Genomic DNA, 23,711 nt, shown 5'->3' with positions numbered 1-23,711 from the left:
CCCTATTTTAATATGGAGTTAACTGTCGAGACGTTAGAGGAGGAAATTCAATGAAAGCATTACTTGTTGATGACGAGCCACTTACAATTGAAAGTCTGCGGAAGTATATTACGTGGGACGAACTTGGAATCGATGAGTTAGAAAGTGCGAGTAACGGAAAAGAAGCACTCGAATTAGCGAAACATTTCAAACCACAAATTGTTGTGAGCGATGTTCGTATGCCTCGTATGAACGGGATCGAATTTGCCACACGACTCAAAGAGACCTATCCTGATTCTAAAATCATATTTTTGAGTGGTTATTCGGATAAAGAATATTTGAAGTCAGCCATTGAATTAAAAGCGGTTCGATACGTGGAAAAACCCGTTAAGTTAGATGAATTAACTCTCGCCTTACGCGAAAGTATCTCTCAGTATAAACTAGAGCAACAGACGCGATACGTAACCAAAGACTATATGGAGCAGCAATGGATTTCGAATTGGACTCAGACGCAATCCAACACACCCACTTTTGTAAATATCACCAACTCTCCCTCCTACGCATTTATGAACAATAGAATTCTGCCTATCACTGTATTAGCAGCGCCATTAGGAGATGAAATAGAAGAAATGGATCAAACGTTACATGGCATTGTTCATTGGATGCGGGATCATGCAGCACATTGTTCAATAACAGGCATTGTAGACTCCCGAACGATTATGGCCATATTGCCTGCAGATGATTCATCAATGGAAACTCACGCGGAGCGGGCAGCATGGATCTTGCAAGAGTTACAACATATATACGGGTCAACATTTGATTTTTCCATTGGAATTGGAAGCGTTATCGATAGAGAATCTGGTTTTGTTGAATCTATACAAAAATCGATTGAGTTATCACACTTGGCATTCTACAAAGGTTACCGAAGAGTATTTACTGGAAACTATGAAATGTTAAATGATACTGCAATCTCTGTGCTTGACGAGGACCTCTTCAACACCTATCGTATTCATTTACGAAGTGAACAAGAGGACAAAGCGTGCCAGATTATCGAGCAGCAAACCATCAACCTTAGACGACTTATGGATTGTAACACGCAAAGGGTGGCTGGCATCTACTTTCACTATCTGCTTGCTCTTCATGAATTTGCAATGGATAAAGGATTAGCTCTAACGGATCGTCATCAAGAACGAATATATATTTGGAAAGAGATTGATAAGATTACAAGCCTAGAAGGACTAAACGCTTATGTGGTAGATAACGTAAAAGCGGTGTTTGCACAATGGAAAGCGAAACATGCTGTTAATGCGCGGATATCGGAGGTGTACCAATTTATTCAGGATCATTACCACCTAAGCCATCTGACGACACGTATGATCTCAGATCATGCTTATTTAAGCAAAACGTACATGTGTGCTCTCTTTAAGAAGGAAACGGGCAAAACCATTAACGAGTATATTACCGAGGTTCGTATTACTAAAGCCAAGGAGTTGCTACAAGATCGCCGCATGAAACTGTATGAAATTGCTACTTCGATCGGATTAACCGATTCTAATTACTTTTCTTCTATGTTTAAGAAAGCAACCGGGCTTACTCCCACGCAGTATCGGGAGAAGTTATGACTGGATGGAAGAAGCTAACAAGTAAATTCCGAGACCTCAGCATCCGCCAAAAGCTGTTCATTACTTATCTACTCTTGCTGATTGTATCGTTCACTATATTTATTTCCGTAAACTCATATATCACCTCCAGGAATACAGAAAAACAAGCTAGATATTCGCTGGATTCAATGATGCAACAGACGGGTTCTTTCCTGAATTATAAAACAAGCTCCATCCGCAAAATAATTGATATTATGGTGACTCACGATACTATTCAGACGATATTAACTAAGGACACGGAGCCTTATCAACAGAATATTGGAAACTGGCTCCTTGATGAGTATTATTTCAATCAGCTTATTTTCAACGTACAGACCAATCCAGATATCCAAAATATTAGTCTCTATATGACGAATGGCATGGCGGCTATTCAATCGACAGATCAATTTAAGTTAATTCAAGATGTTGACCCTTCTTGGATGCGGCGCGTCGAGCAAAACCGTACTCCCTATCTCTGGTTGCCCCCAGGCATGGCGGATCGTAACTCTTCTGGCGAAACAGTTACGTTCATACGAAAGATTGATGATCCGCTGAACGACGTTCCAATATCGGGTATGTTACGTGCGGAAATTCCAATCAAAGCGTTGCAGCACGTATTGGATCAGGCAATGTATACCGAGAAAACCATAGCTGTATTATCTAACAGCCACGATGAATTAGTTACGACAAGTAGTCATGACACGAGCATCGACCCACAAGAGCTTATTCAAGCGTCTCATCATGGACAATTAACAACGGGTTACACGACCATAACACTCGGCGATGATAAAGCTCTGATGGCAGCCATTCCTGTTGAAAATACAGATTGGAAGTTGATATTAGCGGTGCCCTACCAAGATATCGTAGAGATAGCTCAAAAGGCGCGAAGTCAGCTGTTCTGGGTGTTTCTTCTTGTAGCGTTACTCGCCTTTCCACTCGCTTATGTTGTCTCGACTTCTGGTACACTACGGATTCGTCGGTTAAGCAAAATGATGCTTAAGGTAGGGCATGACGATGTGAAAATCAAACTTAATCCAATGAATAATGATGAAATCGGTGAACTCACCCGCTCTTTCAATCTCATGCTACACCGCATCGAAACTTTGGCTGAAGATAAGTTCAAACTCGGGCAAGATATGAAAACCATGGAACTGCGAGCACTCCAGGCGCAGATTAACCCTCACTTTCTATACAACACGCTGGATATGATTAACTGGCTCGCGTTAAAGTATGACGCAAAAGATATATCTAAGTTAATTACAGCACTATCGGACTTTTATAAAATCAGTCTTAGTAATGGCGAAGATATCATTAATATTCGTTCTGAATTAGAACATATCAAAGCCTATGTGGATATTCAAAATATGCGATTTCGCAACCCCATTGAGCTAGTGATGGACGTTCCAGAGGAAGTTAAGGAGCAACGTACGCTGAAACTCATTCTTCAACCATTGGTTGAGAATGCGATTTTACATGGCATTTTGGAGAAGGATACGCAGAACGGCCGAATTACGGTGAGTGGTAGGATACTCTCTACACATCTGGAGTTATATGTAGAAGACGATGGGATTGGTATGAATCATCAGACCACTCAAACCATTCTGAGCAAACCATCGTCGAAAGCATATGGTGGTTACGGCATGAAGAACATTCATCATCGCTTGGAAGTAATGTTTGGATATCCATATGGGCTTAGTGTCAGCAGTACAGTCGGTGTTGGCACAAAAGTAACCGCTCGATTACCGTTAGACATCTCAATGGATGATGAACAGTGATCTTATTGTCAGCGTTAGAACTGAATAGTTACAACATGATACGTAGTGAAAAAGTAGTTTCAATTGAATTGGGACTACTTTTTCACTTATCCGCATACTCAGCCATATAATTTCCTCAGATTCTTCGTCGTCAACCTTAGTTTTCATGCTCGCTTCGGTATTCGGTTGGAGACAACCCGTTGCGTTTCTTGAACGTTTTACTAAACTGGTAGACGTCCGAATAACCGCATGCTCTAGCGATATCGGAGATGGAATCACTGGTGAACCGGAGCCGGCGAACTGCATGCTCATTACGAAGCTGATTCAGATACTCCTTGGGGCTGCACCCGTACCGGGCTGCAAAAGTTCTCCGTAAATAAACAGGTGAGAATCCCTTCTGCTCAGCCAATTCGGTGATCCGTAACTCGGTAGCAAATTCTGTATCTAACTTCGCTTTGAAATCTCGTAGTGCCTCTATTATTCCGTCCTCATCACTGTGCTTTCCTCCTGCTTCAGCGGCTTCATGGATCTCTTGTATCAATCGATACCAGACTGACTTTACTCTAGCCTCTCGCACCAGATCTCCAGGCACCCATTCCCTCTCTGCTTCCCGGAATTGTTCCCCTATCCTGCTCGTACGCTCACTTTGCAGAGGCATCAGAAATGGAAGTCTCAGCCGCTCAATCGGCGTAGGTTTATCCCATTCATTTTCATTTTTAATAAGCGAGGCACAATCGAACAGAATCATTGTCATACGAAGTGGATGTGCAGCAGACGATTTCATGTAAAGAGGCAAGCCCGGCCATAGGTATACTAATGTTCCTCCGCCAACCTCGATATCTCTCTCCTCACAACGAAATGTTCCCTTCCCACTGTAAATGTAATAAAAGGTATGCCCCGTTACCGTCTGCCTTATATCTTCCCATCCTGGCAGTGGCGGCTTGGCAAGTACCCAATGAATGTGTACTACCATATTTCCCAAAGCGTAGTCCATAACATCCCCCCTTTCTATAATAGTATCATTTTTGACAAATGATGAAGATTGTTTTTACCATTGTCGCTACCTTGGTTCGAATGCTACACTCCCAACATACAGACCATCCAAGATGTTCTATTGCAAAAATATAATGGAGATGATGATTATGATTCGAACGTTTCAGCAGCATCGACTTAGGGATTCGCAACAGCTTGATGGATTATGGGATTTCGTTTTTGACAAGGACGATGTCGGATTAACTGAAGGGTGGAATACGAATTTCCCTGCCAATCCTGATCGTGTACCTGTACCAGGTTGTTGGAATAACGAGCTCGGTAAATACGAATACGAAGGTGTGGCATGGTACCGTACCTGGGTAACCCTTGACAATCCTAGTCACCTGCGTCTGCTGTTTCACGCTGTAATGGGACATGCCGATGTCTATTGGAATGGACAGCATTTAGGCTATCACTATGGTGGGTTCACTCCGTTTGACTTTACAATTCCTAACGTTACTCCGGGTGTACACGAACTTATTGTCCGCACAGACAGTACACTTGGAACGAACACGTTGCCCTATCATATTGTAGATTGGTTTCACTACGGGGGGATCATTCGTCCAGTAGAGATACAACGTTTGTCAGAGGTATGGGTTGAGGGTATGCGCATTACCTATGAAATGACAGGCGATTCTAGCGCAAATGTCCGAATCTTACTTAAGCTTAATTCATTATCTGATAAACCCCTTGAAGTCCCTGTTTCACTCTATCGGAACAATGATATTTTCCAAAATGAGAACGCTTACTTGCCAGCAAAGGGAAGCACGGAACTTTTGCTGGAACAAGAATGGTCAGACATTCAACGTTGGGAACCCGAAGACCCTACCCTGTACCTATTTCGAGCAGTCGTTGGACAGGACGATCTGACTGATCGCATTGGTTTCCGCACGATAGAGACCCGTGACAAGAAGATTATACTAAATGGCAAGGAGCTATACTTACAGGGTGTTAACCGGCATGAAGAGCATCCCGAGTGGGGGTTCGCTTTTCCTAACAAATTGATGACCAAGGAACTGGATATCATCCGCCAGATGGGATGTAACACAGTACGTGGGTCACATTATCCTCAGAGTGAATACTGGATCGACCTGCTTGATGAGCAAGGCATCCTGTTCTGGAGTGAAATACCGATATGGGGTGCTGCTTTTCCCGCCAAGGAAACGGATGATCCTCTCTTCGTGGAACGCGCATTAACCATGATGGATGAGATGATCGAGCGAGATTTCCACCACCCTTCAATCCTGTTCTGGTCTGTTCATAACGAGATCGATACACGCTCTCAGCAGGCTTATGATCTATCCGTCAAAATGACTGAGCTGGTTCGGAAAAAAGATTCATCTAGACTTGTCGCTTTTGCCACGATGCACCCTATGACTGATATCTGTCTTGGACTATTCGATGTTATTGGAATTAACTATTATGGTGGATGGTATTTCGGTCATGTTGAGTTTGAAGAAATGCTCCAAGTCTTTCATGAACGTTGCAACGAATATGGAGCTGAACATACCCCGGTGCTCATGACTGAATTCGGCGGAGCGGGAGTCTATGGAGATTCTGGTTGGGAACCACGCTTATTTAGCGAAGACTATCAGGCTGATCTACTCGGCAAGTCGCTGAAGCTCTTCCGAAGCGATCCTAAGATTAGCGGAACTTATGTGTGGCAGTTCGCTGATACGCGTGGCCAACTCCTAAGCCATCAACCGCACTTTAGAGACAGGGCACGCTCCTTCAATAACAAGGGGCTGGTTAACGAATATCGAAAACCCAAACTTGCTTATCGTGTGGTTAAGGGGATTTACACCGACCATAACGATCCGTACAACTGGGGTTCTACACTGAACTAGATACCGTCATTCCAATGATATAAACATCATTAAGGATAATCAGGAGGGCGATGGGTTTATGATCAAGCACACAAAAAAGTTCAACAGGTATACTGCTGTATTCATTATCACAGTACTATTCACAACGACTTTAGCCGCGTGTAGTGGTCAACAAACCGATTTAACCAAGCAAACAGATCCAGACCAACCCTTAACCAAACTAACGTATTGGGTTGACTTGTTCCCCGATGCCGCTGCGATTATGAAAAGTTATGGAGAAGTGACGGCTTGGAAAGAAATTCAAACCAAAACCGGCGTAGAGGTCGAATTCCAACACCCCGCGCAAGGCCAACTTGGAGAGCAATTCAACTTAATGGTTGCATCAAACAAGCTGCCTGATGTTGTTGATTATGGTTGGAATGCATACCCTGGTGGAGCGCAGAAGGCGATCAGAGATAAGAAGCTTGTCCCTTTAAATGATTACTTGGAATATGCCCCAAATCTGAAGAAACTTCTTGAAGATAATCCTGAGTGGAGAAAAATGGCTTCTACTGACAATGGGGACATCATTGGCTTCCCTTTCATCCGTGAAGATGTCACCCAACAAGTGTTCCTCGGGCCTGCGATCCGTCAAGATTGGCTGGATAAATTGAATCTCGACACACCAACGACCATTGACGAATGGTATACCGTTTTGAAAGCGTTCAAGGAACAAGATCCTAACGGTAATGGCAAAGCCGACGAGATTCCAATCCTTATGCCGGCAGGCGAGCTAGCTTTTGCAGGTGCATTTGGCGCCCCTAATGATTTCTTCCAGGATAATGGGACTGTCAAATACGGCCCGATTGAACCTGGCTACAAGGAATACTTGACCACTATGAATCAATGGTATAACGAAGGTTTACTCGACAAGGATTTTGCAACCAATGATGCCAAAATGACAGATGCTAAGATCACAGGCGATCAGGTGGGATCGGCGGTGCTATTTCTCAATGGCGGAATCGGAAAATATATGGACTTAATGGCGAAGAGCCAGCCTGATTTTCAAATCGTCGGAACCCCCTACCCAACGCTAAATCCAGGGGAAAAGCCTGTATTCGGACATATGGATAATCCCGTCACGGGTATCTTTGCAGCCATCACAGGTAGTAATCAAAATGTGATTGGCACTGTGAAATTCCTGGACTACCTGTACAGTGAGGAAGGCAAACGCATCATGAACTTTGGTAAAGAAGGTGAAACCTATACACTGGTGGATGGCACGCCCAAGTATACGGATGTTATTTTGAAAAATCCTGACGGACTTCCCATTTCTCAAGCCTTCCGAAAGCATATTATGGGTGCTACCTCCGGGCCATTCGTACAGGATGTACATCACACGGAGCAGTACCACAACGAAACCACAACAAAAAGAAGCAATGGCATTGTGGTCAGACACAACACAGGTCAAACGAATGCCTCCCGTTAGCATCTCTGTGGAAGACAGTAGCCGCTACTCCTCCATCATGACCGATATTAATACGTTCAAAGACGAAATGGTGCTGAAATTCATCATGGGTTCAGAGTCGCTCGACAACTTTGATAACTACGTGGAGATGTTAAAAGGCTTGGGCATCGAAGAAGCGATTCAAATTCAGCAATCCGCTTTGGAAAGATACAACAATCGATAGGTATGGCTAACCATCCGGAATATGGCGGACGATCGTCTGCCTTATTTCGGGCATCCGGGAGGGACAATTTCATGCCTGAATTAAACAGTAACCCTGTGCAAACAAGCACAATACCTAATGAAAGTAAAAAAAGCCTTATCAAAAAGGATCTTGTTCGCAATCGTTTTATCTATTTGATGCTTGTTCCTGTCTTGATTTATTATGCCATTTTTCATTACGGGCCAATGTATGGTCTGTTGATTGCGTTCAAGGATTACGGTATAGCAGATGGAGTATGGAACAGTCCTTGGGTTGGTCTGGCTCATTTTCAGAATTTCTTTGAGAGCCCTTACTTCTGGAGACTTCTGCGCAACACGTTAATGATCAGTCTGTATGAATTACTGTTTGCCTTCCCTGCCCCGATCATTCTAGCACTGTTACTGAATGAAATTCGTGTCATGATCTTCAAACGCGTTGTGCAGACGATTAGTTATCTCCCACACTTTATATCCATTGTGGTTGTGGCTGGTATGATGGTCGACTTTTTTGCACGCGATGGCTTGATTAATAATTCCCTCGGTTTTTTTGGTTTAGAACCCACGGCATTCCTACAAGAGTCGGAATGGTTCCGCTCCATTTATGTATCCTCTGGAATCTGGCAAGGTATAGGATGGGGTTCCATTATCTATCTCGCTGCAATGTCTTCCATTGATCCAACACTGTATGATGCAGCTCGTATTGATGGTGCAGGGCGCTGGAAGCAAACGCTGCATATTACGATTCCAGGCATTATGCCTACGATCGTAATTCTGTTCATTCTGAATGTAGGTGCGATGCTTGCTGTCGGAAGTGAAAAAATCATTTTGCTATACAACCCGCTCACTTACGAAACAGCTGATGTCATCTCTACCTATGTATATAGAAAAGGTATTCTTGGTGCCGATTTTGGATATTCCGCTGCAGTAGGCCTGTTCAATTCAGTCGTCAGCTTCATTTTACTTATACTCGCCAATACCGTCAGCAAGCGAGTAAGTGAACATAGACTTTGGTGATAAGGAGGTCGTGAAGAATGCAATATAAACGTTCTCTGGGTGAAACTATATTCTCATGGTTTAATATCTCCTTTATGCTTTTGCTATGTTTTGCTACGCTATATCCCTTTATTTATATCCTCTTAGCTTCCATAAGCGACCCAACCGAGATATCCAGGTTTCGCGGGATGCTCCTCTATCCAAAGGGATTTAGCATGGATGCTTACACAGCCGTACTACAAAATCCTATGGTGCTCACAGGATATCGGAATACGCTCTTCTATGTCATAGCGGGTACAGCCATCAATCTAATTATGACCACCCTCGGCGCTTATGCTCTTTCCCGTCGTAACGTTTATTTCAGAAACCATATTATGCTCTATATTGTGATTACCATGGTGTTCAGTGGTGGACTTATTCCCTCTTTCCTTCTCATTAATAATCTAGGCATGTTAAATACACCTTGGGCTCTACTCTTGCCGGGAGCGATTAATTCATTTAATTTAATTATTATGCGAACCGCGTTTCAGACCATCCCTGCAAGTTTAGAGGAATCCGCACGCATTGATGGAGCGAATGACTGGGTCATTATGACCCGAATTATTATTCCGCTCTCGATGCCAGTTATTGCCGTCATGATTCTATGGTACGCTGTAGGGCACTGGAACTCTTATTTTAATGCTCTAATCTACTTACGTGACCGTGAACTGTTCCCACTGCAACTCGTGCTCAGAGAGATCCTCATCTCTAATAGCACAGACAATATGATGACAGGTGCAGCTACCGGTGATCGGATGGATATAGGCATTACGATTAAGTACGCAACAATCATTGTATCGACGTTACCCATCTTGGTTCTTTATCCGTTTCTGCAAAAATACTTCGTACACGGAGTTATGATCGGTGCACTCAAAGAATAACAGAATAACAGAGTCTCATAGACATTAGCAGTTAAGCAACATCATCATAAAACAAAAACGAGGGACAACCATCCGTAACGAGATGTGTTGTCCCTTTTGACATTTGATTTTGCTTTGTACCTTAACGTCTGCTTTGTACCATAACGTTTGCTGTATACCGCACTACATGGGCATGGCTATAGCTATATCGCTTATTGGGCTACAGCCTGAACGCTATGCTCTTTGCGAGTGATCGCATATATTGCTGTAACAAGTCCAAGAAGAATTAGAATTGATCCAACCCAGCCTGTGTGTTGAATGGCTGAATGATCAATGACCATGCCACCAATGTAAGTTCCTAGCGCAATACCCGCATGGGCAATACCAGAATTGGTACTGATCAACGTATCTGCTGTCTCGGGCGAAGTTTTGATAATTAGACTATTCTGCACAGGTGTAACCGTCCAGCTCAGAGCACTCCATACACTCAACAGCAGTAAGAAAGCTATTAGAGGCAACCCCACACTGACTGGAATCAGTGCCATCGTAATCATAAACGGAACTAATACAATAATGATTGCTTTGGCTGGATGTAGCCGATCGGATAACAAACCTCCAATACCTCCTCCAGCAACTGCAGCAATACCAAACATGACATAGATGAATGTCACCATCGTAGAACTAGCTCCAATCGTCGCCTGAAGGAAAGGTGTGAAGTACGCATACAGCGTTAAGTGACCTGCAAGCACTAATAATGTCGTGGCATGAATTGCCAACATACGCGGATTCCATAGTGCAGACAATTGTTTCTTGAGCGGTACGACTGGAATCGGCTGTACACGTTCCATCGCAATACTAATCGCAACGATCACAAGGGCTGTCAAAATAGCAATAAAGATAAACACTTCCCGCCATCCAGCCAGATTACCTACGAAGATGCCGAGCGGTACACCCAGAATGAGTGATGCACTCCCCCCCATTGTAATGATTCCAACGGCTCGCCCTTTATATTGTGGTTCCACAATACGAGCAGCAAGAGTCAGAGAAAGAACAAAGATTAATGAACCCGTTGCAGCACCAAGTGCCCTGCCTGCCATCAGCATGTAAAAGTTCACACTGAACGCGGAGATTAAATTACTCATTAGAAACACAACTAATGTGCATAAATACACCTTTTTACGTTCAAATCGGGCTGTTACATTCAACAGAATAGGTGCAGATATCGCATAAACTAATGAAAATATAGAGATCAAATATCCCGCTTTTGCGTAGCTCAGGTGTAAATCTGTTGCAATCAAATCTAGAATTCCACCCAAAATAAGTTCAACGGTTCCGACAACAAAGGCCGCAATCGCTAAAACATATACTTTTTTATTCATGTTCCGAATCCTCCTCAAAAGTTACAACTACGATAGTAACCCATGAGAGAAAAGATTTCAATAAAAAAAACTATTCTGCAATAGAATAGTTTAGAAATGACATTGACGCCTTGGATCACTTGCTTGGTTCAAGAGTTATTTCACAATCATGTTCACAGTTGTTAGTTTGCAAACTGATCTTTAGTCTTCGTTAAGTCATTCATTTTTAATAAATCAGTCGGGCAAGTAACTTGGAAATCTCTTCATCCTGTAAGAGCTGATCGCCATACTTTTTCGTAATTTGTGTGAGCGCAATATCATGATAGAAATAATCTGTTAGCGCTTTAACGATCGGTTTAGAGGTCGTCTTGATGGCTTTCCATGCCTCATTCTCAATCCCTGCAAAGAGTAAATACGCATGATCCACAATCAGCAACTGAGAAGGTTCGAGATGGTTTCCCTCCAGCATCGGAATTAAGGAATATCTGCGGGAAAGCGACGTCTCCAATCCACCGACCGCAAGCACCTCTACGTATACTCCCTGCTGCTCTTTTTGCTCTAATATTGGACGATACTTCTCCATCTGTTCACTCCAGGCAAGCAATAAAATAGATGAATCAGCCTCTTCAATCAGCTGCTCTATATTGGAGGATATAGAGGTTTCGTCCTTTAACGTCCAGATGTGTTCGTCCGAATACGTTCGCTTAATTTTATAACTCTTCAGCTCTTCAATATCCTTCTCAAAATCTGCTCTGATCTTGAGAATGATTGACTGGAGATCCACAGCCAAATACAACTTTTTCTTTCCGTTCATGGTTGTGAGAACTGCCCCTTTATCAATCAATCGATTCAATACCTCATATATTTTCGCTTTAGGTACATTCGAGTGGTTAACAATGGATGTCGCATCAAGGGGTTCATTTTGAGCAAATATTGCCTCGTAGACTTGGCTTTCGTATTGGGTAAATCCGAATTTTTGTAACATGGACCGATCTCTCGCATCCTTTCTCTTCAGACAAAGTACAGCATGAATGATAGCACTTTCTCAAGTTTAGTCTTACTTTCAGTTTAGTCGCCCAACCTTCCTCTGTCCAGTTCCTGCCATGGGCATATTACCAGTAGAATCCTCATATTATGCAGGCTCATTGGTTATATTAAACACCAGGTTGCACATTTCCCTTATACCTAAGGAGCTGATCTGATTCATGGAAAGCACGAAGGAATTTGTTAAAAAAGTGAATGAGAATGCCGAGAAAGCGCGTCATAACAAAAACAATGGCAAAGGTACGCCGGGTGACAAACTGCCTAATAAGCAACACAGCACGAATAAATAAACAGGTTAGATCTACTGCACATGAAGATTCAATCCGGTTTACCATATCAAAAAAACAAAAAAGGATCTCTGTCTAGAGATCCTTTTTAACGCATGTATTATTTATTCGCATTAATAATTTCATTAACTTCCTGTGTAATTTGGTCGCCACCAAGCTTTTTCCAATTGGCAACAAAATTTTCAAACTCGTCGATGGACAGATTACCATAAATAATCTTCAAGAACGTTTCCGCTCTTAATTTATCCAAGGTTGCCTGTTTCGTGTTCATCGTTCTTGTCGGTGCGTAAATGAACTCATTCATGACAATCAGATCGTTGTCACGATAATGTTTAATGACTGCCTGGGAGCTCTCTGGACCAAAGATTCGTTCCATATGCCATTTATCCAGATTGCCATTACGGTAATCCATAATATCATCATAGAAGAGTTTGGCTTCCAGCTCTAATCCGGATGTATCGCCTGATTCTAGCGCTTGCTCTACTTCATCTTGAGCTTTTACATTTTTGTTTGCCGGCAGATTAGATACCGTTGCATTATGGAAACCAAGTCCGGTTAGACCATTCAGGTATTTTTCACGCTCGGTCTTGGCAGACTCGCCAAACATCTTCTCTGCTTGAAAATTCAACAGCTTAACGACTGCCTCAGGATGCTCATATCCTTTGCGGACAGCAAAGATTCCACCAAGACTCAGGTGATTTTGTGTCTTTGCAGGTTCTGTATCAATGGATTGCACTGGATACGGCAGCCAATCGACGTTCTTATCCTTCTTGATCATACTGCTGACCTGGAACGGAGCCCATTGAGGCAGGAAGAACATGCCTGACTTGCCTGCGTTCACATCCTCCATCATCTTCGCAAAATCCTTAACCCCGAATTCAGGGTCAATTACACCTTTTTGATATAGATTTTGCAGTTCACGCAATCCTTCTTTCACTTCTGGTTGAATGGTTCCATTCACGACTTGACCTGAACTATCCTTAATCCACGTTTCCAGATATCCGTGATACCCCAGCAAGAATGCGTTAATCGGTAAATCTTTGTTCAATGCGATACCGAAAGTATCGTCCTTCCCATTACCATCCGGATCTTCAAACGTAAATGCCTCTGCAATCTTAATCACATCTTGCATTGATTTTGGAGCTTCCAACCCTACGTTATTGAGCCAGTCTTGACGAATCCAGATCATATCGGAAGAATCAAGTGACCCTGGGAAACTGACCATGGCGTATATTTTGCCATCTTTGGTTACCGGCTTTAATCCCGCTCCATCCTCAGCGGACATAAATTCTTTAACCAGATCTGATGCATATTTATCATACACCTCTGTGAGATCCTCAATCATACCTGCTTCATACAATTGCTCGAATTGCACAGCACTAACTTTCAACACATCGGGTAAATCACCACTAGCGAGCGTAACGTTCATTTTATCATTGTAGTTAGCATCAGGAACAATCCATTCGTACGATACGTCAATGCCTAGTTCATCCATGTAGCCTCTCGTCCAGATGTTCTTGGCATGTGTATCTCCAGAAGCTAATGATTCTTTGCCTGTCTCATTCATGGTAGAGGTGAGCTTAATCGGTGGATCATATTTGGTAAGCGGCCCTCCAGCATCTTGCTGATTACTTGGCTTGGCCTCTTCCTCCCCGCTACCTGCACCCGATGAGCACGCAGCGAGTGTTGCCGCCAAAACCATGGATAAAGTAAGTAATGAGAATCTTTTGAATGACACTTTCATGCGAATCCCCCTTTTTCTCCTCCGTGAGGTATATGTTCATTTTATTAAGAAAGCGCTATCACTTCGAGTGGACGCCGTTTACATCTGGTATCTTTAATTGACTACTTGATAGGGATATACTAGTTTTTTTGGTCTCGAAACTCCTGAGGCGTACAACCCGTAGCTTTTTTGAAGAACCGGTAGAAATAATGCTGATCACTGAAGCCCACTTTGGCGGATATTTCATGCATTTTACACGCAGAACCTAGCAGCAGTTCCTTACTAAGCTCAATTCGCCGTTCATGGATATAGTCCGATATCCCCTTACCTGTAACCCGTTTGTACCACCGTGATAGATAGGAAGGATTTAATGAAACTTCTTGTGCGATTCGAGTCAGGGATAGATCGTCTGCTAGATGATGCTTGATATACAGATGAATGGTCGTTAGAATCTGAGACTGATCATGTAGACGTGTATTGCTCCTTTTAGAAATAATCCATTCGAATGCCGAGCGATAGAAGATAACTAATTCGTGCCAAGGCGTTTGGATATCAAAATGCAACATTTGAGTCAACTCCATTTCCTCCATCGCGGATTCATACAGTCCCATCTCTTGCAGCACTTCAATTAATGCATTCGCTGCTCCGGTATAAAGCTTCATGCGGAAGAACGGATCTTGTAGTCCCTCGATGGATACCTCCGTCCACTTCTCGAATGAATCCATCCACTCCTGCTCCCCTGCTACAATCCGAGCTTTGATCTGATCCATATGCAGTGCTGCAACTGCCTGACGGTTTACGACATTGGGTGTGTAATTAAGTGCATGCTGCACCTGCACACGTAATAATTTTTCCATACCAAGTCCAGGGCCAGCATGCACCGACAAGCGTAACTGAGCGATCGCCGTATTGAGATCCATCCAGTCCACCACCTGATCACTGACCATAATGGATACCGACAGATTCAAGCAATCTGCACAAGACTGCTGTACAGATTCCAGGGTTCCATATACGAAACGGAGTGTCTGCTCTCGTTTCTCTTGCTGGTTGTTCGCAAAGTGTGCATCCTGAACGGATGGCTGAATGATGCAGGCAATTACTTGTAGATCGAGATCAACGGACTTTACAATCGTTTTGTCCTGGAGCAACTCCTCTGCGACGTTAGCCACTGCATAACGAATCAGGCTCCGATCCGCATGAGATTGATAAGTGTTCCACTCTTCAACACGTATAATGATAGGAATAACAGGCTCTTCCGATCGGAAAGGAAGCTGCACGGCATCCAATTCTTCTTGAAGCGAAGCCAGTTCGTACCTTTCCGTTCGTTTCATAACATCAAGTAACAGTTGGCGTTGCAATTGAGGTAAAGCTCTTGGCAACTTACTGCGGAACCAAGCATTCTGATAGCGAAAGTCATTTTCTTCTGCAATTTGCTGCAAAGCCCGGTCTACAGCAGCACGAATATGACTCATACCTTCCGTTTTCAGTAGGTAATCTACCACACAAGGATTACGAATGGCTTGGTGCGCATAATCAAATTCATTGTGACCTGTGAGCAGTAACACCTTGCATCTCGGCCAGCGATCTACAATTTTATCGATAAGCTCCATGCCATCCATACCAGGCATGCAAATGTCACTCAGCACAAGATCAATTTTGACCGAATTCAACCATTCGATTGCTTCATAAGCTGAATAGGCCTTAATGATCTCCATATCATGCAAATTCGCTTTCTGAAAGAATGCATATAATCCATCCAGAATAACAGGTTCATCATCCACTATAAGCATCCGCTGCATATATTCATTCACCTCTCCACGGCAGATTTATAATGATGCATAGACCACCCAAACGACTGCGCTCGGCAGCGAGGCCATAGTCTGCACCAAACTTAATTTGTAATCGTTGATGCACATTAATCAGACCCGTAATCTCTTCATGTTCATGACGTAGAACGGATTCTTGAAAAGTGCTCTCTAAGGAATGTTGCAGATCGTGCAGAGCGCCATCGGTCAACTGATCCCCATCGTCTTCAATTCGGATAGCAAGCCTGTCCTGCTCGGAATGATATGATAATTTCAGTAATCCCCCGCGGCTGCGCTTGGATAGCGCATACTCAAAAGCATTTTCAACAATCGGCTGAATGATCACCCGCGGAATTACAATCGCATTATAAGCTGCATTCATAGGCTCCACCTCCAACTGTATCCTTGAACCGAATCGGATCTGTTGAATAGAAGCATAGATCATCGCATGTTCAATTTCAGCACCAAGAGAAACCTCGGATTGTGAATCTCGTGTCATATATCTGAAATACTGGCCTAGATAGTCGGTGAATTCCTGAATTAATTCAACATGTTCAACCTCTGCCATCTGTTTAATACTAAACAGGCTGTTATACAGAAAGTGGGGCTGGATCTGTGATTGAAGATGCTTCAACTCAGCCTCACTGGTTCGAATTCGAGCAACATAATTCTCTTCAATCAGTACATGTAAGCGTTCTATCATGTGATTGAAGCGAGAGTACAAATACCCAAATTCATCCCCTCTTGAATGCGGAATCCGCGTTAGGGTGTGCCCCTGCTCTGTCATTCGAAATCCCTTAACTAGAGCAGATAAGGGCTTGTGAATTGATCGATATATGGAAAATGAGAAGATCATTATGATGACAATGGATATAAGGGTCGAGATCCACAACCATAACTTATATTGTTCAAGCGGTGCTTCCAGCACATCTTCAGCAATGCTGGACGTTAGGGTGAACGAATGATCTGCGTCATATAGAGCATAATGCAAAAAATCGTCTGAGTGATATCTCGTAATCTGTGATGATTCAGAGGTAGGTCCTATCTGTGATGGTCGTTTCTGAACGGATGCCGCTTGGTCGGAGGAGGAAATCACAACCTGCTGTTTATCTCCAAAACTCAGCGTAATATCACTGCCACCCGTTTCAGAGAGTTGCTGCAATCTCTGCTTCAGTTCTCCAGACGATAAACGAATGCCTAATATGAAATTGGGAGCTTCCTCATAATTCATGTTGTATGGATTGCTTTTGAGAAAAAAAAGATCGCTGCCCGAATAGGACAACTCCCCATTCAGGTTACCCATGGTTGTCAGTAGGTTCTGCCATTCCTGATCCTCTACATTTCGAATACCATCAACGGCACTTACACGCTTGTGTAAGGTGGGCACGTAATAGACAACATCGCTTATGTATGGGCTTGTCACCATAATCTGACTGAGCTTCTGATGAATGTCGTTCAAACTAGACGTTACTTCATACCTGCTCATAATGGCTGCACGGGTGCTTAGTGTAGACATCAATTCATCAAATGAAAATTCATTGACTAAGCCACTCATACGTTCTAACTCAAACTGTAAGTGATTGTGGTAAAAGTGTAACTTCGATTCATGAGCACGCTCCACTTCAGATTGCATCTGAGTAGAGCTGTAATGTGTAATCATGATGCTCATTCCGTATAACGGAAGAATAACAAGCACAAATGCCACGATAAGTTTGACAACAATGGATTGGTTTTTCCATCTGCCACTGAAGATTCGCATGTTTCTTCTCTCCTTTCCTCCAAGGAAAAAAAGGAGCCGACAATCGGCTCCTCCACATCAGTGTTCCTCTTCACAAATCTTATCCCTTCACACTTCCAACAACAAGCCCATGAACAAAATATCTCTGTAAAAATGGATACACAAGCAAGATGGGAATGACAGACAAGAAGATCTGTGATGCTTGGGTTGTTCTATCCGACACTTGACTGAGCAAGGTTGCATCTTCCAAAGTCATCATCTCACTCTGTATCATGGTCACTTGCTGCAGCATGGATTGTAGATACGTAGCTAATGGGTAATGTTCCGGGCTCTTCATATAGATCATGCCATCAAACCATGCATTCCAGTGGCCGACCATCCCGAACAACGTAATGGTTGCAATACTTGGCAGTGAAATAGGCAGATAGATACTCCATAGCGTTCGTGCATGTCCCGCTCCATCCATCCATGAGGCTTCTTCCAATTCCTTCGGCAAACCTCTGAAAAAATTCAGCATTAGCAATACATTAAAGATCGGAACTGCACCTGGCAAAATCAATGCCCAGATAGAATCGAGCAACCCGGCTTCCTTCACAACGAGATATCCTGGGATAAGCCCTCCACTGAATAACATCGTGAAGACAAATATCCAAGCATATGCCGTTCTTGCCCTAAATTTAGTTGCTTCCTTAGAGAGTGGATAAGCTACCAGAATCGTAAAGATCAGGTTGACGGAAACACCCAACACGACGCGAAGTAGACTTGTACCGAAGGAATTAAGGAATTGTTGATTTTCCAAAATGTATTTATACGATGATAGAGTGAAATCCACAGGCCAGAAGGTCACACTGCCTGCTTTTACCGCATCGCTAGAGCTAAACGAAATAGCTAGTATATTCACGATCGGAAATAGACATAGCAAGGCAAGAATCGTAAGAATGACGTAATTGAATCCCAGAAACCAGCGATAAGCTCTCGATGCATGATGCATGTTCTTGCCTCCTTTCTAGAAAATCCGATAATTCGCTAAGCGGTAAGCCAAGAAATAACCAAGCCCGATAAAAATGAAAGATACAACGGATTTAATGAGTCCTAATGCAGTGGAAACTGAATATTGCGCATCTTGTAAGCCGATTCGATAGATCATCGTATCCAGGATATCCCCTGATTCATAAACTAGCGGATTGTACAGGTTGAACACTTGGTCGAAACCACCATTAAGCACGTTGCCAAGACTAAGGGTGACCATCAGGATTACAATTGGACGAATCCCAGGTAGCGTGATATGCCATGTCTGTTTCCATCGCCCGGCACCGTCCATAACAGAAGCCTCGTAAAGTGACTTATCTATATTGGTAAGTGCTGCTAAATAGATGATTGTACCAAACCCGAATTCTTTCCACTGATCCGTGATGACGAGTATGTAGGGAAACCATTCGTTGCTGGCCAAGAATTGGATCGGTTCTACACCGATCGCTCGCAGTAACATGTTAACGATACCACTGCTCGGTGACAGCACATCAACAATGATCCCTGCTAAGATAACCCACGAAAAAAAGTGAGGCATGTAGATCACCGTTTGAATTGTTCGTTTGAAGCCCGTTTTCCGTACTTCATTCAGTAATAAAGCAACCAGGACGGGAATGACAAGACCAGACACAATCTTCATCACTGAAATAAATACCGTATTCCATACCACTTGACTGAAACCTGGCAGATCAAATAAATATCTGAAATTGTCCAGTCCAACCCAACTCGTGTTTTTGAAGCCACCGATCGGTGAAAAGTTTTGGAATGCAATGGACAGGCCTGCCATCGGAATGTAACCGAATACAATAATAATGATCAGACCCGGAAGAATCATAAGATGAAGCGGAATGTTTCGTATAAATTGTCTGTAGTTGGAACGCATATGCTGTCTCCTCCTTCAGCTTAATTATAGGAGTAGGCAGAATCGAACCATAGTGTAGGCTATTGACTTTAGGTATCTTTTGTTGACTCATCACTTACAAATAAAAAACACCCCCATCCGTAGAAGAACAACCTATTCTCTACACGATGGAGGTATAATTTAACGTTGAATCGCCTTATGTTTTAGCTGTTTATACGAGCTTCATAACTAATACGTTCACTGAATTCGCCGGTAAGCGAAGTACGGTGGTCTCTCCCTGTAGATTAACTTTCTGTTCGACCGGGATGACCTTCTCATCATTCTTTTGGTTAACATTCGGGATGTGAACTAAACTCTCGTCCCCACTGACTGTAATCCATGTTGCCTCTGATGCTACTTGAAGGTGTTCGAGCTGAAGCTGCGTTGCTTTCTCTACAGGATCAGCATTAACCATTTTCACATACACATGCTCATCATCTCTCGTAACAGAGTGGAACACCTCGCGATTATACGCCTCTAACTTGTAGTCGAGCGTCTTGCTGGATGTATGTCCGTCTGTATAGGAGCAGAGGAGTCGATCACCCGTCTCACCACCATAATTGACTGTGATCGTATACAGTGTGTCATCCGTTAGTGGTTCATAGTTCGCAGCTCTGAGATTGCCTGCTGCCGAGCTGGAAGAATAATCGCCCAGTGTGTAGCCTTCGATCCCCTGTTTGTACACTTTAACTCCGGTTGCACGCCCATCATACGCAATAGCATACTCTGTGACATCTTTGTTCTCAGGTGTGATATCGGTTAGACCTACACCAACATAGAAACCATCCTCACCCGATACTCGCCGAGCCTGCACCTGTACTTGGTAATTGGTCCATTCCTCATTGAGCAAATAAATTCCGTTTAGGCCGCTTTCCTGCGCCTCTAATCGTAATCCGTTACCTGGTTCCAGCGTATATCCTACCGATCCAGGAATAAGTGACCATACTTCGCTAAGCTCGTTCTGTTCTCTAAAGTCCTCTTCGAGCAGAACGCTGCCATCTTGATTGGAAGTGACTTTAATGCTCTTAACTACGATATCAGCATTACCCGTCGCAATCTCAATTCCTCCACGCGGGATCAGCTCTAGCTGTTTGCCTTTGTTGTACGTTCTGAATGAAGTACCCAGCACTTCTTTTCCTACATGCTTCGCAAAGAGCTGCTGCACATAATAATTGGGTGTGAACCATACCGTCTCGTCATCAAACCAAATGCAGTCCGGTGTCCAGCGATAGGTTCCATCGGTTAACACTTTATTAAATAACGGCGCATAGGCTGCCAAGCGAACGACATCCGCATTATTTTCGAATCCGGTCATCACTGCAGCTTCAGCAACAGCGCCAGCAAGTGTATTTTTATCTGTCGATGCATATTCACCTACAAACACCTTGGACGTCTGTTTCCAGTCGATACGACCATCCGCATGGTAAGCTCGATCATAGTAATTATAGCGATCCGCATTGTTCAGCAAATATTCATTCGAACGATAGTAGTGCTCATCTGCAATCGTATCCATGTAATCCTGCTGATGTTCATACCAATTCACTGTCTCTGTAATTACTTCCGAACCATCTGCAAATGCAACTTGTGCCGACCCGGTGAGATTTCCACTTAGGAATTTCCATCCCTCCTGATACGCATCATCATCCGCTTGAGCACCAACCGTTGAAATGATATGCAGCTCATGTTCTGGATAGTGAAGCTTCATGTACGCATCAATGGATGTTTTGAACACTTCAAAATTAGCAAAAAACTCGGTTCCCCAGTTTTCATTACCTACCCCCAGGTAACGAAGATCGAACGGCTCAGGATGTCCCATCTGCGCACGTAGCGAAGCCCATTCATTATTCTCCACATCAACACTTAGCGCAAAATCAATAAGATCCGTAAAGTTCTTGATATAATATTCCCGCAGTGCACCACCAGCTGGATGAGCATAGTCCGAACGCGCCTGACAAAGGACACCACAAGCCATCACCGGCACTGGCAAAGCATTCAAGTCCTCCGCTAGTTGGAAATACTCCATATAACCGAGACCCATGGTCATCATATATCCCCAGACATTGTAGTTCTCTTTGCGTAGCTCAACTTCACCTACGGAGTCCTTCCAATCATAGACATTCTCCCATATAAATGAGCCTTCTGAGATACAGCCTCCCGGAAAACGTAGAAATGTCGGATGCAGATCCACAAGCGCCTGAATGAGATCTTTCCGAAGCCGGTAGTTTGGATTCCCCTTATAGTTCGCATGTGCAGAACTGGAATCACCTTGTTCGTTCGGAGCTGCTCCCCATACATCCTGTGGCATTAAAGACACCATGTCGATGGAGAGTTCACCTGCAAAGCTCAGTACCAATTGTCCCATCGCAGTTGCCGTTCCGGTTAAGACGAGGTTGGCTGAAGCCTGTTGCGCACCTACACCATATTTCTTCCACGTACCTCCCCCTTCTACATGCAAAACGACGGGTTCACTGATGGAGTGTTGATCTGCGTCCTGCAACTGCACGGTTATCGTGCCTGGAGCATCCGCTTTGGCCCAGATTGTGAAGTTATAGCGCTCCCCTTGTTGGATCGACATTGCGCAATGCTGATTGGAGTCTGAGAAACCACGGTTACGAATGGTAGCGCCATCTTGCACAGTCACATAGTAAGCATTCGTCTCCGGATCATCTACACCAAAGTGCTCATTCAATCCACCGTTGTGCTGTACAAGCATACGATCTGTGTCCCCGGACCAAGCAAACAAAGGCTCACGATTACGCCCCGTCGAACAACCACACTCTCCAGATGCATGTGAGTACGTATCGAAGGCAAACGATTCAAACGAACGATTCTGCACCAGTTCTGCGTAAATGCCCCCATCAGCAGCATTGTTGATGTCCTCATAGAACAAACCATACATCACTTCACTGATATCAGCGACCTTCTGATCCCCATGAATGGTGATGGAATATGGAGGTAAATGTTCAGGCAAAACGGAAACATCATAATGCTTGCTGATTGTACTGCTGCCCTTCGTTAACAAAGCGCTTAAACGAACTTCTTGCGGCGAAGTAACCGTCTGGATCTTCCCATCATGCGATAGAAACTCAGGCTGGTTAGACTGCCATTGTACATCCACCTTGCCACCCAGTAGATTCAAGGGCAATGAAATATCCTTCGTAATAATTCTGGTCGGGAACGAAAGATATTTATCCCCTGCGAGCTTGATAATCTCCTCATCTGTCAGTGACTCACACATCACCTCAATCACTTCATCCATGGTTAAGCCTGCGCGATATATACGCAGATCGGAGAGCGAGCCAGCAAAGTCAACATCTGCCGCATATTGAGAACGTCCGATATAGTTCTGGCTGTAGTTGGAAATATCGCTAAAGGTATCAAACCATTTACGCAGCTTCGCATAATTCCCGCTAGAGGTTTGGCTAATGGAGCCATCCGCAACCTTCTCCCCATTCATATAAACGATTGGCCCCGCACTACTCTGCTTGCCATTGTCTGTTCCCGAGATCGATAATGCAATATGCATCCATTCCCCACTGACGAAGCCACGACCTGGATCGGCCACGAGATCGTCAGCCGCATACAGAGAGCTTCGTAACTGACGTGTTAGAAATACATATGGGCCTTGATCGCCTTTACCAAAATCAAAAATTCGTTCCCACACGTTGGCACCCTTGCCGAAGTTAACCCATGTTGAAACCGTCAACCCTGTGTTATCGCTTACATCTTGGAGTAGATTGGAAGGCAGCTGAAGATAAGATGATCCATTGGCTCCCCCTGCAAACGTAGCAGCAGTTCTGCCTTGAACGGTAGAAATGTTAGGCTTCTGATCTCCAAAAGCTACTCCATCATGACCATTGCCCGAGGCGTCCTGACCTATGTTCGTCGGTTCATCAAACGTATAATGTGCGATCATCTGATTCTTAAATGTACTCATGGTAATCCTCCTATGTAACCGGAATTTAATTCATATAAATATAAAATAGTTAATAAACATCTAAACAATATACATACAC

General features: G+C 43.7%; 17 protein-coding genes. 8 read left to right on the top strand and 9 right to left on the bottom strand.

What is annotated here, in order from left to right; translation table 11 throughout:
* The first annotated feature begins 50 nt into the window (after nucleotides 1-50).
* Nucleotides 51-1,601 carry a response regulator gene (locus tag V6W81_RS13420; RefSeq protein ID WP_338543688.1) on the top strand — a complete coding sequence of 517 codons (1,551 nt, stop codon included), beginning with the start codon at nucleotides 51-53 and terminating at the stop codon, nucleotides 1,599-1,601.
* Nucleotides 1,598-3,394 (top strand): cache domain-containing sensor histidine kinase, encoded by a 1,797-nt coding sequence (locus V6W81_RS13415; RefSeq protein ID WP_338543686.1) that lies wholly within the window; start codon nucleotides 1,598-1,600, stop codon nucleotides 3,392-3,394. Before V6W81_RS13420 ends, V6W81_RS13415 begins: the two co-directional genes overlap by 4 nt.
* Before the next feature lie 136 nt (nucleotides 3,395-3,530).
* Here V6W81_RS13415 and V6W81_RS13410 read toward each other — a convergent pair whose 3' ends face one another.
* Nucleotides 3,531-4,367, bottom strand: coding sequence for an AraC family transcriptional regulator (locus tag V6W81_RS13410; RefSeq protein WP_338543684.1), 837 nt, complete (start codon nucleotides 4,365-4,367; stop codon nucleotides 3,531-3,533).
* Between the two features lie 148 nt (nucleotides 4,368-4,515).
* Here V6W81_RS13410 and V6W81_RS13405 point away from each other — a divergent pair, with 148 nt between their 5' ends.
* From V6W81_RS13405 to V6W81_RS13385, 5 genes are all read left to right on the top strand, one after another.
* On the top strand, nucleotides 4,516-6,252 hold the full coding sequence (locus V6W81_RS13405) for a glycoside hydrolase family 2 protein (protein ID WP_338543682.1): 1,737 nt from the start codon (nucleotides 4,516-4,518) through the stop codon (nucleotides 6,250-6,252).
* Nucleotides 6,253-6,310: 58 nt separating this feature from the next.
* Nucleotides 6,311-7,699 (top strand): extracellular solute-binding protein, encoded by a 1,389-nt coding sequence (locus V6W81_RS13400; protein ID WP_338543681.1) that lies wholly within the window; start codon nucleotides 6,311-6,313, stop codon nucleotides 7,697-7,699.
* Nucleotides 7,656-7,901, top strand: coding sequence for a hypothetical protein (locus V6W81_RS13395; protein ID WP_338543679.1), 246 nt, complete (start codon nucleotides 7,656-7,658; stop codon nucleotides 7,899-7,901). The genes V6W81_RS13400 and V6W81_RS13395 overlap by 44 nt, the downstream gene beginning before the upstream one ends.
* Before the next feature lie 71 nt (nucleotides 7,902-7,972).
* The gene (locus V6W81_RS13390) at nucleotides 7,973-8,932 is read left to right on the top strand and encodes an ABC transporter permease (RefSeq protein ID WP_338543677.1); all 960 of its coding nucleotides are present in this window, start codon (nucleotides 7,973-7,975) and stop codon (nucleotides 8,930-8,932) included.
* Nucleotides 8,933-8,949: 17 nt separating this feature from the next.
* On the top strand, nucleotides 8,950-9,831 hold the full coding sequence (locus V6W81_RS13385; protein WP_056692000.1) for a carbohydrate ABC transporter permease: 882 nt from the start codon (nucleotides 8,950-8,952) through the stop codon (nucleotides 9,829-9,831).
* Between the two features lie 191 nt (nucleotides 9,832-10,022).
* Here V6W81_RS13385 and V6W81_RS13380 read toward each other — a convergent pair whose 3' ends face one another.
* Nucleotides 10,023-11,189 carry an MFS transporter gene (locus V6W81_RS13380; RefSeq protein ID WP_338543675.1) on the bottom strand — a complete coding sequence of 389 codons (1,167 nt, stop codon included), beginning with the start codon at nucleotides 11,187-11,189 and terminating at the stop codon, nucleotides 10,023-10,025.
* A 205-nt stretch (nucleotides 11,190-11,394) separates the two neighbouring features.
* A complete protein-coding gene (locus tag V6W81_RS13375) occupies nucleotides 11,395-12,153 on the bottom strand; it encodes a TrmB family transcriptional regulator (RefSeq protein WP_338543674.1) in 759 nt (252 codons plus the stop codon).
* A gap of 220 nt (nucleotides 12,154-12,373) precedes the next feature.
* On the opposite strand from V6W81_RS13375, the gene V6W81_RS13370 reads away from it, so the two are divergent.
* Entirely contained in the window at nucleotides 12,374-12,502 is a 129-nt protein-coding gene (locus V6W81_RS13370) for a DUF4023 family protein (protein ID WP_082560262.1), read from the top strand.
* A gap of 97 nt (nucleotides 12,503-12,599) precedes the next feature.
* Here V6W81_RS13370 and V6W81_RS13365 read toward each other — a convergent pair whose 3' ends face one another.
* The 6 genes from V6W81_RS13365 to V6W81_RS13340 form a co-directional block, all read right to left on the bottom strand.
* Nucleotides 12,600-14,243 (bottom strand): extracellular solute-binding protein, encoded by a 1,644-nt coding sequence (locus V6W81_RS13365; RefSeq protein WP_338543671.1) that lies wholly within the window; start codon nucleotides 14,241-14,243, stop codon nucleotides 12,600-12,602.
* Between the two features lie 119 nt (nucleotides 14,244-14,362).
* Nucleotides 14,363-16,021, bottom strand: coding sequence for a response regulator transcription factor (locus tag V6W81_RS13360; protein ID WP_338543670.1), 1,659 nt, complete (start codon nucleotides 16,019-16,021; stop codon nucleotides 14,363-14,365).
* Nucleotides 16,022-16,025: 4 nt separating this feature from the next.
* Nucleotides 16,026-17,786 (bottom strand): sensor histidine kinase, encoded by a 1,761-nt coding sequence (locus V6W81_RS13355; RefSeq protein ID WP_338543668.1) that lies wholly within the window; start codon nucleotides 17,784-17,786, stop codon nucleotides 16,026-16,028.
* Nucleotides 17,787-17,865: 79 nt separating this feature from the next.
* Nucleotides 17,866-18,756, bottom strand: a complete 891-nt coding sequence (locus V6W81_RS13350) for a carbohydrate ABC transporter permease (protein ID WP_338543667.1) — start codon at nucleotides 18,754-18,756, stop codon at nucleotides 17,866-17,868.
* Nucleotides 18,757-18,771: 15 nt separating this feature from the next.
* Nucleotides 18,772-19,677 carry an ABC transporter permease gene (locus V6W81_RS13345; RefSeq protein WP_056692019.1) on the bottom strand — a complete coding sequence of 302 codons (906 nt, stop codon included), beginning with the start codon at nucleotides 19,675-19,677 and terminating at the stop codon, nucleotides 18,772-18,774.
* A 190-nt stretch (nucleotides 19,678-19,867) separates the two neighbouring features.
* Complete coding sequence (locus tag V6W81_RS13340) at nucleotides 19,868-23,632, bottom strand: alpha-L-arabinofuranosidase C-terminal domain-containing protein (protein ID WP_338543665.1); 3,765 nt, start codon at nucleotides 23,630-23,632, stop codon at nucleotides 19,868-19,870.
* Between the last annotated feature and the right edge of the window lie 79 nt (nucleotides 23,633-23,711).

The organism is Paenibacillus tundrae (genome assembly GCF_036884255.1).
Taxonomy (GTDB): domain Bacteria; phylum Bacillota; class Bacilli; order Paenibacillales; family Paenibacillaceae; genus Paenibacillus.
Note: the sequence above shows the minus strand (reverse complement) of the source record. Positions and strands in the feature narration are given on the sequence as shown.